The following is a 12,742-nucleotide window of genomic DNA, read 5'->3' on the forward strand; positions in this document are numbered from 1 at the left end:
ATCATGTTTGGTGCATCCCGTCATATCAGAAAGACCCTCAACCGGTTCCGCAATGACCAGTTCGGCGCGGCGTTGGTCGAATTCGCGATCCTTTTACCGATCCTGTTGGTGACATTTGCCCTGATCGTCGAAGGGGGGCGGATTTTCTGGTCCTATCAAAATGCGATCACGGGGGTTCGGGACACTGCCCGTTATGTTGGCCGGATCGCCCCGTCGGACCTGTGCACTGCCTCGCCAAGCGCTGCTATCGGCGATTTTCAAACCGCTGTATCAAATACACTGACGTCGCTTTCGACCACTGACATTGCTGTTGGTCTAGACTCTCTGTCCCTCGAATGCGTTGGCAACGCAGGTGAATACCGCGTTTCGCCCACACCGGTTGCCGTACTGACCGCGTCACTGACAATTTCAAATCTGCCATTTACGCCCGTGTTCCAATTGGTTGGAGGCTCGGCAACGGCGCAGATCCAAACCACGATCACAGATCGCAGCCGGGTGTTTGGACCATGATCCGCCGCATTCAAAAGATAACCCGCGAAATGTCGCGACTTGGCCGTCAGGAAGATGGGTCGACGGTCACTGAGCTTGCCTTTGTCCTGCCGTTGTTCCTTTTGATTTTCCTGGGCTTGATAGATTTCGGCAGATTGGCCTTCCACTATGTGGCTGCTGAAAAAACAGCACAGGTCGCCGCTCGGATGGCTGCAGTGATGCCACCCGCATGTGGCGGTGTTCCGACAACCAACAGCCGAGGCACCTATACCGATATCACCGGCCCGCGGTTCGGAACCAATTGCAGTTTCGCTGCTGGCGTCTGTGTCGAACCGGCCACCACCATATGCACCGGTGCGGCCCCCGCGAATGCAGCTGCCCAGACCACCGTGACCGACATCTGGAACATGCTTCAGTTTGCCGTTCCCAACGATCCCACCGCAACTTTTGACGAAAGCAACATCACGTTCACTTACAACTTCGACCCGGAAATGAATTTCCTGGGTGGCCCCTATGTACCGATGGTCACAGTGACAATCGAAGAGCTTCCGTTCCGGTTTGTCTCTCCGTTGGGTTCGATCGCAGCGCTGGTTTTGGGCGGTTCCACGCCGCAAACCGATGCGCTGACCACCGCGACAACGGGCTTCAAGATATTTTCCGACTTTAGCGCAACCCTTCCTGGCGAAGACCTCGCCAGCGGAGTCAACGGTTGAATTTCTAACCATGGGAGCTGCAAAATGACTCAAAAATCATTAGCCCTTATCTCTGATAATGAGGCGATTAAGAATTCAGTCGCCCAGGCCGTCGACCGGCTCGACGATCTTTCGCTCGAGACGCACTCCGGAACATTGTCTTCGGTAAACGGCCGCGCCTGTGATCTGATGAGTGAAAATGACCTGCTGGTGTTCAGCTTTTCAGGTGAATTGGATCTGGAGACTGTCAGCGATCTTCGTCGTAACGCCGGTCCCCGCGGCACCCTGCTGGCACTTAGCGACCGTGACATCTCATTGACCGAGGTGCGCGCGATGAACAATTCGGGTGTCGATGAGATTTTGCCCTATCCCATCGGGCAGGACGAACTGGCTGAGCAGATCCAACGTCTGACGGTCGACAAATCTTTGTTGCCCACCATTTATGCGCCGCAACCGCAGCGATTGGGACAGATCATCAGCGTATGTCCGGCCCGCGGTGGCATCGGTGCGTCAACGCTGTCTATTAATCTGGCCGACCAGTTGCAGGGATATTCCGGTATCTTTCGGAAAAAGACACAAAACAAGGTCGCTGTCGTCGATCTGGATTTGCAATTTGGCACCGTGGCAACGTCCTTGGACTTGCAGCCTTCCTCGGGGCTTCTGAGAATGGCTCAGAACGGGGTCATGCCGGACCGGACGTTCCTTCAACAATCTCTGGTGCAACATGCATCCGGCTTGGAAGTCCTGAGCGCTCCCGAAGAATTAATTCCTCTGGATGTTCTGACACGCGAACAGATCAGCGCGCTGATCGAGAACCTGCGTCTGGAATTCGACTTTGTCGTCATTGATCTTCCACGCGTACTGGTCGATTGGCTGGGTGCGGTTGTTACCGCGTCGGACCGGATGCTCATGGTGGGCGACAGCTCGGTTTCTTCGGTGCGCCAGTCCTGCCGTTTGATCGAATTCTTCACAAAAGAGCGGCTCGAACCTCCGGTTGAGATCGTCATCAGCCAAGAAACGAAACCGACATTCCGGTCAAGCCAACATGTTGAAGCCCAAAAGGTGCTGGAACGCGAATTGCGGTTCTGGCTTCCCAGCGACGCGCGACACGCAAAGCAGGCGCTGGATCGGGGTCAGTTGCTGTCGCAGGCCTCAGGCAGTTGTGCCCTGTCCAAGGCGATCCGCTCGGTGGGTCGAAAAATCATAAATGAAACGATGGTCGGAAAAGCCGACCTGAGAAACAACGCAGCCTAATTGGAGTCTAAGGGATGTTTGAAAAGTTTACGCGCGCCGGACGAACCAATGAGGCCGAAGTTATCCAGCTGAATCAACGTGCCGAACCGCAGGCCCAGGACATTCAGCCAGACACTGCCGCCGAAGATACAGAACTGGCAGATTGGCTTGAGCTCAAAAGCACTTTGCACGAGGCTTTACTGGAACGCTTGAACCTTGCAGTGATCGAAAAGGTTGAAAAAGACGTGCTGCGGCGCGAAGTCGCCGGGGTTGTCGGCAGCGCTTTATCCCAAGCGGGCAAGCCACTGAATACCGAAGACTTCAACCGCATCGTCGAAGAACTTCTGGACGAAATTCTGGGTTTTGGCCCGTTGGAGCCATTGCTGGCTGATCCAACTATCAATGACATTCTGGTTAACGGTTATCAGACGGTCTATGTCGAACGCTCTGGCCTGCTGGAACGCGTGCCGGTGCGGTTCCGGGATGAAAAGCACCTGTTGCGTGTTATCGACAAGATCGTCAGCAAGATCGGCCGACGCGTGGATGAGCGCCAGCCTTGGGTGGATGCCCGGCTGGAAGATGGCAGCCGTGTAAACGCAATCATCCGCCCGTGTTCGATTGACGGCCCCAGTGTTTCAATTCGAAAATTCGCCCAGTCGAAACTGACAATGAAAAAGCTGGTTGCAAATGGCGCTCTGAACGATGCCGCCGCTCGGTTCTTGCAATCGCTGGTATTTGCGCGCCTGAATGTCCTGATTGCAGGCGGGACGGGGTCGGGTAAGACAACGATGTTGAACGCCCTGTCTTCGTATATCGACCATGGCGAGCGTGTCGTCACCATTGAAGACGCAGCCGAACTGCAACTCCAGCAGGAGCATGTTGTGCGACTGGAAACACGCCCGCCATCCCCGTCCGGCGACGGCCAGGTAATTCAGCGTGATCTGGTGCGAAACGCGCTGCGTATGCGCCCCGACAGGATCATTGTCGGTGAGGTTCGCGGAGCGGAGACCTTCGACATGCTTCAAGCCATGAATACGGGTCATGATGGCTCGATGACGACTGTACATGCAAATTCGGCGCGCGATTCATTGGGCCGTCTGGAGCAGATGGTCACGATGACGGGTATCGAATTTCCCGCCGCAGCCATTCGATCCCAGATCGCGTCGGGGCTACACTTTATTGTGCATCTGTCGCGGTTGGCGGATGGGTCGCGCCGCGTCACCAGCATTTCGGAAATAACCGGGATGGAAGGTGAGATCATCACCATGCAAGACATCTTCGTGTTCCAGAAGAAAGGCCGCGCGGAAAGCGGCGAGGTGCTTGGTAAGTTTGTTCCCACTGGGATTCGCCCGAAATGCTATGACATGCTCACAGCCGCTGGCGTCGATCTCGAACCCGAGACCTTCAGAGTATCAGGAGGCTGAGGCATGACCAGTATTAACACAGCCGAACTTCTTAACTATCTGACGCTCGCTTGCGTCTTCGTCGGAATTTTCATGCTGATTACCGGTTTGTTCCACTTTGCCCGTCGCGGTGAAAACCACTCCGAGGCCCGCAACCGCCGAATGCGCATGGTCCGGCAAGGCGTTACCGATGAAGATCGGCTCGCCTTGCTGCTTCCCGAGACCCAGACAGGGTTTTTTGCGAAGATCCCTTTTTTTGGGAACTTGCCGGATACGCTAGTTCAGGCGGGGCTGCATGTTTCAGCGAAGAATTTTGTGCTGCTTTGCCTGTTTGGTACCTTGGCGATCGCAACCGCCGGTATGATGTTTCTGCCGCCTTGGCAGACGGCCCCGATCGCACTCGTCCTGGGTGTGGTCATGCCGGCTTTGGTGGTGAAATCGCGGCAGGCTGAACGCCAAAAAGCTTTGACCAGCCAGTTGCCCGATGCGCTAGAGTTGATGGCGCGTGGCCTGAAAATTGGCCACCCGGTCAACACCTCGATCAAAGCCGTTGCGGACGAGATGCAAGACCCTATCGGGTCCGAGTTCGGCATCATTTTCGACCAGATCAGTTTTGGCGACGAATTGCCCGACGCGGTTCAGGACTTTGCTGACCGGGTCGGTTCGGAAGATGCACAGTACCTGGCGGCAAGCATGGCAATCCAACACGGCACTGGTGGCGATCTGGAGCGGATCGTGTCCGTTCTGGCTACCGTGGTCAGACGGCGCATTGCATTGCGTGCGCGGATCAAGGCCATTTCCGCAGAAGGGCGCCTGTCCGGGTTTCTTTTGTCGATCATTCCGCTGGTGATCATGGGGGTAATGTCGATCAACGCACCGGGATATTACACCGATATCAGTGACGATCCCGCATTCATCAAACTTGCAGTGCTGGTTGTCGTTCTGATGGTCTCGAACGTCATCATCCTGCACAAACTCGTCAATTTCCGTATCTGAGGGCAGTTTCATGGAACATATGCTGGAAATCATGTCGCTTCGTTTCGGTCTGCCAGCCGAAACAATTCTGCTGACCATCTTTGGCCTCGGCGTTTTGCTGGTGTTCGTTGCTGTAACCTCGGCGTTAAGCCGCCGCCATCCTGCGGCCGTCCGCATCGCCAAACTGCGCGCCCAAAGATATGGGGCCCGCAACGACCGTGGACTGTTGCGGGAAACCATTGCTACACCAAAAGGCCTTTTTAGAGCAGCGCTACCCAGCAAAGAGTCTGAGCGGCGCAAGATTGAGGATCAGCTTATTCAGGCCGGGTTGACCGGCCGGAATGCCCTGCGGATCTATACGCTGACGCGGGTTTGGTTTGGGATTTTCGTGCCGATGATTGTGGGTCTGCTCATTGTTGCCTCAAGAACTCCTGGCATTCCAGTTCCCAGCGCGATTACGGACATTTTTGAATCCATCAGCAAAGCCAACGCCATACAGCTTATCGGTTTGCTGACGGCCGTTGGATATTTTCTACCCGCAGCCTGGCTGAAGCGTCGCCGTAAGGAGCGTCAGCAACGTATCCGCGACGCGTTTCCAAATGCCCTCGACCTGTTGCAGATTTCGCTTCACGCCGGTTTAGGCTTTGATGCAGCTATGACCCGGGTCGGAAACGAACTGGCGCTGGCCTCCCCTGATCTGGCCTTTGAGTTTCTGAACACACAACACGAGATTCAGGCTGGGCGTCCCCGCGCAACCGCGCTGTCTGACATGGCGCGGCGTACAGGGGTTGATGAAATCCAGTCATTTGCCACAGTTGTCCAGCAATCCATGCGCTACGGAACCAGTATGTCTGAAGCCCTAACCACCTATGCATCTGAAATGCGGGATTCCCGCGAAACTAGGGCGCAAGAGCTGGCAAATCAGTTACCGGTAAAGATGTCCGCCGTTCTGGCTGCGCTGATGCTGCCGACGCTGATCATCATCACCGCCGCACCTTCGATGATTCGATACTTCCGGGGCTTTGGGGCGTGAATTTGTGCCCGGTTCCACATCAATAACGTGTTCAAACAGGCCGCGTTTCCAAAAGGAGAACAAACAGAATACTTGTTGCGAACCTTTTTGCCCGCTTTAGGGAAATATGACTAAGCTTATATGCAGTTAAGTGGAGTCCGGCCACGCAAAAAAAATCGAGACACAATCGACGGGTGGGGGCGTTTGTCGAAAGGGTTGATCGGGTTTCGGTCAGTATTAAACGGTATGAATGGTATGTTTTCGGCGCATCGTTTCGCGCCAGATGCAATGGCACCGACTTCAGAACTTCTTAAGGTCGTGGCGGTCCTTTGCCAGGCCTCTCAGGGGAAAGTTCCACTGCTAAACGCACTGCGTGAAACGGCTCGCGCAATTGACGCGGAAGTGGTTGCAATCAGCCGGGTCGACCTGCAAGGCAATCAGAATTCGGCAAAAGTGGTGAGCTACGACGCCAATCACAAGACGCTGGACAGTTTCAGCGGTTTCGACTTCTGCATCGCGCCTGCCATCTGCGGCAACAACATGAGCCTGGCCAAACTGGGGTCGGCTTGGTTCGGCGACCTCGATGACCTTTCCGAATATGAACATCTGTCAGAGTTCTATGCGTTCCGCAGATTTTACGAGTCCGTTTCCATTTTGCTGGAAAGGCAAAATGGTGTCGCCGACTTTCTGGAATTGCATTTCAGCCACCCCATCTCTTCGGCCGTGGTAGATATTCTGAGCGTTCTGGGCCATGTTCTGTCGGATTGCTGGAAGAAAAGATCTCTTGGTCGGTTTTCCGAAGCGAAGCTGAAAAACACGCGCCGAAAACTTATCAAGAAAGAACCAAAAAGCATTTTGTCTTTGGACAACCCTTGTCGGCTGAGTCGCTCGGAATATCGGGTTTGCCTGTTATTGGCGCGGGGATTAAACAACAATGCCTTGTTGTCCGAGTTGTCGATTTCAATTTCGACACTGCGTACACATCTTCGCAATATCTACGTGAAAACAGAAACGTCATCTCAACCCGAATTGATTCATGATTTGCTGACCCCGGTGGTCAAGCGCCAATCGCCGACTGCAGGTAGCGAAAATGTCGCCTGAAGTCGCGCAGCTCGCCCCTTTGATCGTCATTACTCCGCTTTTGGCCGCAATGGCATGGAATGACCTGAAGAACCTCAGGATATCCAATAAGCTGGTGCTGATGATGCTCGCCGCTTTTGTCCTCTCCGCGCCCGTGTTTCTATCGTTGCACGAGACGGTGTACCGCGCGGTCTTCGGCGTTGGCGTTTTTGTCGTTGGTTTTCTTGGTTTCACGCTACGCCTGTGGGGTGGAGGGGACGTAAAGGCAATCGCCGCGCTGACATTGTTTGTGCCCAGCTACTTTCTTTTGCTGTTCTTTTACACTTTCACCCTGTCCATGGCCGTGGGCATGCTGTTTGTGATCACAAGCCGCTCGATAATTGGATTTCCGGAATGCCGCTGGCTCGCATTGCGACCAAAAGCCAGCTATCCGATGGGTGTATCGATAGCCATGTCGGGTGTATTATTGCCCTTGGTTGCGATGGGTTTGGGGTAGTACTATCCAAGATAGTTTTAGGCCGAATAGCCAATAAATAACGGTTGCTGGAGTGCTAGGGCAGATCGGAAGGCCATTAGGTTACTGTCGTAGCAGATGGCAACGCGTCTCCAATCTTTGAACCGGCCAAACATGATCTGGGGTGGTGTGGTGAGCACCACATCGCTTTATGAATTGTGAGGAAAATTCATTTTAGCGGTTTTCAGGTTGTTGGCGACAGCGCTTAGGCCAGAAAGATGTTGTGTTGATCCGACAAACAGCACCGTGTTGGAGCCGAATGATCGCTTAGCGATAGGAAGGCTCTCCAATTTGCGCCTGCAGAGAATGTCCGGTTGCCGTCCAAATTGATCAATGCTGCGTAGCGAACCAGTGTCCAGTTTGGGCTCTAAGCCGTCGTTCGCTAAATCGCGACAAGTGTCTGCTGTGCGAACATTTCCGCCTTTCGCCTGTTCGGAATCAAATACCGCAGGCAGCCCAAACCAGACATGCCACAGTAACACGCGGGACGGGCACTGCCGTTCTTTGCAGTCGCAAAGTCATTCATGGGAAACTCAAAAAGCGGCCAATCAGGTTCAGTATGACGATCTCGACGATCCCGCGGCCGCACCTATGTCACCGAAGCGCCCTGTAGAACGGTCAGTCCACTGTAGCGTCTGTTCAGCGAGGAAAAATCGACGTCACCTCAGTTTTAGTAACGCCTAACAAAGCCTTAGATAGTACAGGAGAGGCATCAACGTTTACGGATAAGCAGAGGGCGTTGCACCTCACAAACACACCTTAGTCTGTATTTCGGGCAGTGCGAAAAGCGATCATGGTTAAGTCATCCAAACGTTCTTCATTCGTACTATAGTCTTGAAAAGCGCTGTGAATAGCCGACAATAGATCTTCCGAACACGACCACTCTTCCTGTTCAAATACAGATACAATTCTCTGAAAACCAAAAGCTAAACGTTTTTCTCCACCTAATTGGTCAATCAACCCGTCAGTTGAAATAAAAAAATCTGTGATTTGATCCATTTGAACTTCGTGCTCCAAGTATTTTGGACCAATTGGAGTATCAGCATACCCAATGCTCAGCTTATCACCTCGGATTCGGTCAATGCCGGTTTTGGATTTGACCAAAAGAGACATGTGCGCACCTGCAAACGTCGCTACCCCTTTTGCTGAATCGATCTGGCATATCGCAGCGTCCATGCCGTCGTTGGAGGTCCCGTTTTCAGTATCCTGGTTTAGAAGTGAACGCGTCAAATCGCTCAACTTGGACAGCGCCAGCGACGGGCTAAGCGTTTCATTTTCGAAGTAGAGCCGCTCGAGTGTAGCGATTGCCAACATGGTCATGAAGCCTCCTGGAACGCCATGTCCGGTACAATCAATTACGGCGAGCGTCGTAATTGGGCCATCCGTTTTGACCCAGTAGATATCCCCACCAACCAAATCGCGTGGTTCCCATATGACAGCGAAATCAGCAAAGGCGGCCTTGCACTGGCTTGTTCTGGGCAACAAACCCTGCTGAATTCGCGTGGCATAGTTTACACTTGCGACGATCTGGTGGTGCGCCTCGCGGATTTCACTGACACGTTCAACCTCCCGATCCAACATTGAGTTATAGCTTTGAACAACCTTGCCAATCTCATCTTCCGACTGGTATGGGACAATTTGAGGGTCATCGTATCGCTCGAACCTTTCAATGGCTTTCAACATTTGGCCGAGAGGTCTGTTAATGAGCCATAAAAATGCAGCGGCACCTGCTAAGATGAGTGCAAATCCCCCGAGCATTCCAAGAAGTACCACAACCCCCACTTCTGTCCTTAACTCATCGTTCAAGATCTCCTGATCAATTCGGACCAACATCGTGGCTGGCCCTGCGGCCGTCGGAACAGAAACGACGACATCTAGACCAGATTTTTTTATCTTGTCGCATCCAATAGCAGGCCAGGAAACCAGAGATTCCGAGCTTCGCTCTAACCTCTGTTCAGCGCAAATAATGTAAGGAAAACCCGAATAGACGGCGAGCAGGCTCGTTGCTTGCGCAAAATTCCCTACTTCAACCAATTCAGCCAACGGGCGTGCTATACGATTGGCAATCGTTGCAACCTCTGCGGCAACCTGATCCGTTTGAGCTTTCTTTTTAAATTCATAGTAAAAAAGAAGCACAATGGCATTTAACACGCCTCCGAGCAGGAGGGTCGCCAGAATATGCTTCAGAAATATTCGGCGCTTCAAGAATGTCCAGAGTTTACGCAATAAATGCCTCTATAGTGTTCGGCATCTAGTTCCCGATGTTCTTCATCGCGGCCTGGAGAGCGCCACGATTGTTGACGATCATCTGTACAACTTTGTAATCCCCGGAAACTTCACGCACAAGAAAGTCCGCCGTCACGGTATCGCCATCTTCGGTTATCATTTCAGAGCAGACGAAATAGTCACTTCCCGCAAGAAGAACCATGGGATGAACATTCGCAGGGTAAACGGTTTCAAACGCGTTGGTGGTCGTGTCCAGATACGTGTAAGAACCGTCGACCATTACCCCATCGACATGCGAAATCATGGCGGATTGGAGCTTTGCCTTGACCTCAGTTGGAATGTCGGCGGCTGTAGCCGGGTCGGACGATATTACTACGGCGACCACACACAATAGCCTAATCATATAAACCTCCCCACTAACAACACTGCACAATTGATACACTGAAAATGCATAAATGTGTATCTTATGATATTAAGACCTGAATTGAACTTAGTGCCACCCAAGCATGACCAAGGGGAACAGATGCTTGCAAGCGAAGTCTACGATCTACGCGCCAACCTGCGCCGACAAGGTGTTGTCTTTGCATACAGTGGTTATGTAACCGAAGGTATCCTCAGTGGTGTTGGCGATGCGTTAAAGCAGAAATTAGTGTCTGAAGATGCTGACACAAAAACTCTCCGAAGCGTTTTCGCTGTTTTCGTAGAGCAAATGCAGAACATCATCAGATATTCAGTCGAACGGCTACCAGCCGACGGTGAGACCGAGGTACTGGATATAAGTTACGGCATCGTGACCATAGGAAATGAGGCCAACGGCTATGTCGTTCATGCGGGCAATCTGATCCTTTTGAGGGACGTAGACAACATGCGAAAACGACTTTCCGAACTACGCGCCATGAATCGTGAGGAGCTTAGGGCTGCGTACAAAGGCCAACTCCGGTCAGAAACTGACGCCGTCAGCAATAATGCAGGTATCGGGTTAATTGAAATTGCGCGTCGAGCGTCAAGGCCAATCGAGTTTGATTTTATGCGGATTGACGATCAGCACGCATTCTTCGCACTCAAAGCGACGATTTAAGAGGGTACGAATGCAGAAAATTGATATCCCGGCAACAAACCGCACCCCGGCCGTCGCGTTCGATTTTGACGTTGGCCACCTCAAACTGATTGGGGAATCCTACCCTGAGGATGTTACGACGTTTTACAACCCGTTGTTTGATGCTTTGAAAAGTTGGTTGTCGGATGGTTCAATGTCCAAATGTCGTTTTGACTTTGAACTCATCTATTTCAATTCGTCCAGCGCCAAGGCCATCATGATGATCATGGAGCTTTTGGATTCCGCTGCTGAGGCGGGGAATAGAGTTGACGTCTATTGGTTTCACGACCCCGAAGACGCGACCATGGAGGAACTTGGGGAGGAGTTTGGGGAAGACCTGAAACATGCCAAGTTCACACTGGAAAAGTTGTCGGATCGATGACTATCGACGATCTCTTTGTTCGCGAGAATGAGGCTTTGGAAGTCGCGGAAGCAGCTATAAACAGTGGACAGTTTCCGAATGATGAAACACGCAAATCAATTGAAAACCTTGTCGGAGAATACAGAAAGCTGCTCAGAACCACGCGGCGCATGATGCGATTGAGTGATCGTAACGAGCGGGAACTGAATGCATTAGCCGAAAAACAGCGCATCGCCGCCGAAGAGGTTGCCCAAAAAAACCAAGAGCTGGAGGCATTGTCAGGAAAGCTTGCCAAATACTTATCGCCTCAAGTCTACAACTCGATCTTTTCCGGTCGCCAAGAAGTTAAACTCGCGAGTAAGCGAAAAAAGCTGACAGTGTTTTTCTCGGACGTCGCCGGCTTCACAGAGCTTACGGATCAGATGGAGTCGGAAGATTTAACAGAACTCCTGAACAGCTACCTGACCGAAATGGCGGAAGTCGCTCTGAACCACGGTGCGACGATAGATAAGTTTATCGGGGACGCAATCCTTGTCTTCTTTGGAGACCCGGAGACTAAAGGGGTGCGGGAAGATGCTTTGGCATGTGTGAGAATGGCAATTGCAATGCGAGACAAGTTGACAGAGTTGCGGGCAAAATGGATTCGTCATGGAATAAGGCAACATTTACAATGCCGTATAGGTATCAATACAGGCTTTTGTACGGTTGGGAATTTTGGAAGTGACGACCGAATGGATTACACCATTATCGGCGGCTCTGTGAACGTGGCATCAAGGTTGGAGCATCAGGCCGAGGAAGGAGAGATTTACATCTCGTACGAAACCTGGGCGCACGTGAACCACGAAATAGAGACCGAAGAAGTTGGAGCTATCCAAGTCAAAGGCGTGGCTCAACCTGTCATGACATACCGTGTCTTGGGTCAAAAGAAATCGAGACCGCGCGCAGAAAAAGTAGTATATGAAAACCCGAATTTTCAAATGGTGTTGGACCCGAGCTCGATGACACCAGAAGAACGCGCCGCAAGCTTAGAGATACTTAAGACGGCTCTTGCATCACTCCGCAAAAACTAACACTGAGGTCTCGCAGCCAGTGTTTGAACGTGTCTCAGAAAATTCCCACGAATACTCAAGAATTGTTCCATGCTGTGGACAAGGTCAGTTTTGTTCATACATCTGAATTAGATGTAACCTGCCTCAAAGGTAGCTTCGCCCGCGGACTGTGAGCTCACCCAACCCAAAAGATTGCTCTTGCAGCGGACGGCTGCAATGCGATCTGCGACCGCAGAATAAAGACCTACCCTTGAATTCAGAAGAGAGCTGTTCGCCAAACTTTGCAAAGCCCGCTTTCTGCGCATTGCCGACATTGGTGCTGGTTGCCGCATTCGGAACCTTGGGCTCAACGCAGTCACCTGACGGATTTACTCAGATGACCGATTAGCGGATTTGAGCGGACGTTCACCCCCGAAAACTCGGAGTTTCAAACAGGAACAACCGCTCTCTCTAAAAACGGTCGCTCTCCTAGATCGTGGCTACGACCGGCTTGCGGACAGAGCTGCAACCGTTTGAAGATTAGTTTTTTGATGTGTCGGCAAAGAAGCCACAACCGCACAATAATCCAAAATGGGGTCCAACTAACGCCAAATCCCTGTGGTGAACTGCACA

General features: G+C 52.2%; 13 protein-coding genes and 1 pseudogene. 11 read left to right on the forward strand and 3 right to left on the reverse strand.

Annotated elements, in window-relative coordinates; genetic code table 11:
* Nucleotides 1–3: 3 nt before the first annotated feature.
* From AC2FJF_RS06965 to AC2FJF_RS07000, 8 genes are all read left to right on the forward strand, one after another.
* Complete coding sequence (locus AC2FJF_RS06965) at nucleotides 4–510, forward strand: TadE/TadG family type IV pilus assembly protein (RefSeq protein WP_496724150.1); 507 nt, start codon at nucleotides 4–6, stop codon at nucleotides 508–510.
* Entirely contained in the window at nucleotides 507–1,202 is a 696-nt protein-coding gene (locus AC2FJF_RS06970) for a TadE/TadG family type IV pilus assembly protein (protein WP_496724152.1), read from the forward strand. Before AC2FJF_RS06965 ends, AC2FJF_RS06970 begins: the two co-directional genes overlap by 4 nt.
* A gap of 24 nt (nucleotides 1,203–1,226) precedes the next feature.
* The gene (locus tag AC2FJF_RS06975; RefSeq protein ID WP_496724153.1) at nucleotides 1,227–2,435 is read left to right on the forward strand and encodes a CpaE/TadZ family protein; all 1,209 of its coding nucleotides are present in this window, start codon (nucleotides 1,227–1,229) and stop codon (nucleotides 2,433–2,435) included.
* A gap of 14 nt (nucleotides 2,436–2,449) precedes the next feature.
* Nucleotides 2,450–3,838, forward strand: a complete 1,389-nt coding sequence (locus AC2FJF_RS06980) for a TadA family conjugal transfer-associated ATPase (RefSeq protein WP_496724155.1) — start codon at nucleotides 2,450–2,452, stop codon at nucleotides 3,836–3,838.
* Between the two features lie 3 nt (nucleotides 3,839–3,841).
* Nucleotides 3,842–4,813: a type II secretion system F family protein gene (locus tag AC2FJF_RS06985; protein WP_496724157.1), complete on the forward strand. Its 972-nt coding sequence runs from the start codon at nucleotides 3,842–3,844 to the stop codon at nucleotides 4,811–4,813.
* 10 nt (nucleotides 4,814–4,823) lie between these two features.
* Nucleotides 4,824–5,825, forward strand: a complete 1,002-nt coding sequence (locus AC2FJF_RS06990) for a type II secretion system F family protein (protein ID WP_496724159.1) — start codon at nucleotides 4,824–4,826, stop codon at nucleotides 5,823–5,825.
* A 267-nt stretch (nucleotides 5,826–6,092) separates the two neighbouring features.
* Nucleotides 6,093–6,905, forward strand: coding sequence for a helix-turn-helix transcriptional regulator (locus AC2FJF_RS06995; protein WP_496724161.1), 813 nt, complete (start codon nucleotides 6,093–6,095; stop codon nucleotides 6,903–6,905).
* On the forward strand, nucleotides 6,895–7,380 hold the full coding sequence (locus AC2FJF_RS07000; protein WP_496724163.1) for a prepilin peptidase: 486 nt from the start codon (nucleotides 6,895–6,897) through the stop codon (nucleotides 7,378–7,380). Before AC2FJF_RS06995 ends, AC2FJF_RS07000 begins: the two co-directional genes overlap by 11 nt.
* A 27-nt stretch (nucleotides 7,381–7,407) precedes the next feature.
* Here the strand turns inward: AC2FJF_RS07000 and AC2FJF_RS07005 are convergent.
* From AC2FJF_RS07005 to AC2FJF_RS07015, 3 genes and pseudogenes are all read right to left on the reverse strand, one after another.
* A pseudogene (locus AC2FJF_RS07005) lies at nucleotides 7,408–7,520 on the reverse strand (IS5/IS1182 family transposase); the annotation flags it as partial.
* Nucleotides 7,521–8,157: 637 nt separating this feature from the next.
* Nucleotides 8,158–9,624 (reverse strand): SpoIIE family protein phosphatase, encoded by a 1,467-nt coding sequence (locus AC2FJF_RS07010; RefSeq protein WP_496724165.1) that lies wholly within the window; start codon nucleotides 9,622–9,624, stop codon nucleotides 8,158–8,160.
* 25 nt (nucleotides 9,625–9,649) lie between these two features.
* Nucleotides 9,650–10,027: a hypothetical protein gene (locus tag AC2FJF_RS07015; protein WP_496724167.1), complete on the reverse strand. Its 378-nt coding sequence runs from the start codon at nucleotides 10,025–10,027 to the stop codon at nucleotides 9,650–9,652.
* Between the two features lie 120 nt (nucleotides 10,028–10,147).
* Here AC2FJF_RS07015 and AC2FJF_RS07020 point away from each other — a divergent pair, with 120 nt between their 5' ends.
* Genes AC2FJF_RS07020 through AC2FJF_RS07030 form a run of 3 tightly spaced genes read left to right on the forward strand, consistent with a single transcriptional unit; the run spans nucleotide 10,148 to nucleotide 12,151 of the window.
* On the forward strand, nucleotides 10,148–10,702 hold the full coding sequence (locus AC2FJF_RS07020) for a SiaB family protein kinase (RefSeq protein ID WP_496724169.1): 555 nt from the start codon (nucleotides 10,148–10,150) through the stop codon (nucleotides 10,700–10,702).
* Nucleotides 10,703–10,712: 10 nt separating this feature from the next.
* Complete coding sequence (locus AC2FJF_RS07025; RefSeq protein WP_496724171.1) at nucleotides 10,713–11,102, forward strand: DUF1987 domain-containing protein; 390 nt, start codon at nucleotides 10,713–10,715, stop codon at nucleotides 11,100–11,102.
* Nucleotides 11,099–12,151, forward strand: a complete 1,053-nt coding sequence (locus AC2FJF_RS07030) for an adenylate/guanylate cyclase domain-containing protein (RefSeq protein WP_496724173.1) — start codon at nucleotides 11,099–11,101, stop codon at nucleotides 12,149–12,151. The genes AC2FJF_RS07025 and AC2FJF_RS07030 overlap by 4 nt, the downstream gene beginning before the upstream one ends.
* Nucleotides 12,152–12,742: the final 591 nt, after the last annotated feature.

Source organism: Ruegeria sp. CDSB013 (assembly GCF_059611165.1).

Excerpts from the sequence above, each read along its gene's own strand:
- AC2FJF_RS07015 (WP_496724167.1), bottom strand. The coding sequence starts at position 10,027 with ATGATTAGGCTATTGTGTGTGGTCGCCGTAGTAATATCGTCCGACCCG.
- AC2FJF_RS06975 (WP_496724153.1), top strand. The coding sequence starts at position 1,227 with ATGACTCAAAAATCATTAGCCCTTATCTCTGATAATGAGGCGATTAAG.
- AC2FJF_RS06980 (WP_496724155.1), top strand. The coding sequence starts at position 2,450 with ATGTTTGAAAAGTTTACGCGCGCCGGACGAACCAATGAGGCCGAAGTT.
- AC2FJF_RS07000 (WP_496724163.1), top strand. The coding sequence starts at position 6,895 with ATGTCGCCTGAAGTCGCGCAGCTCGCCCCTTTGATCGTCATTACTCCG.
- AC2FJF_RS07030 (WP_496724173.1), top strand. The coding sequence starts at position 11,099 with ATGACTATCGACGATCTCTTTGTTCGCGAGAATGAGGCTTTGGAAGTC.
- AC2FJF_RS06990 (WP_496724159.1), top strand. The coding sequence starts at position 4,824 with ATGGAACATATGCTGGAAATCATGTCGCTTCGTTTCGGTCTGCCAGCC.
- AC2FJF_RS06965 (WP_496724150.1), top strand. The coding sequence starts at position 4 with ATGTTTGGTGCATCCCGTCATATCAGAAAGACCCTCAACCGGTTCCGC.
- AC2FJF_RS07025 (WP_496724171.1), top strand. The coding sequence starts at position 10,713 with ATGCAGAAAATTGATATCCCGGCAACAAACCGCACCCCGGCCGTCGCG.
- AC2FJF_RS07020 (WP_496724169.1), top strand. The coding sequence starts at position 10,148 with ATGCTTGCAAGCGAAGTCTACGATCTACGCGCCAACCTGCGCCGACAA.
- AC2FJF_RS06985 (WP_496724157.1), top strand. The coding sequence starts at position 3,842 with ATGACCAGTATTAACACAGCCGAACTTCTTAACTATCTGACGCTCGCT.
- AC2FJF_RS06970 (WP_496724152.1), top strand. The coding sequence starts at position 507 with ATGATCCGCCGCATTCAAAAGATAACCCGCGAAATGTCGCGACTTGGC.
- AC2FJF_RS06995 (WP_496724161.1), top strand. The coding sequence starts at position 6,093 with ATGGCACCGACTTCAGAACTTCTTAAGGTCGTGGCGGTCCTTTGCCAG.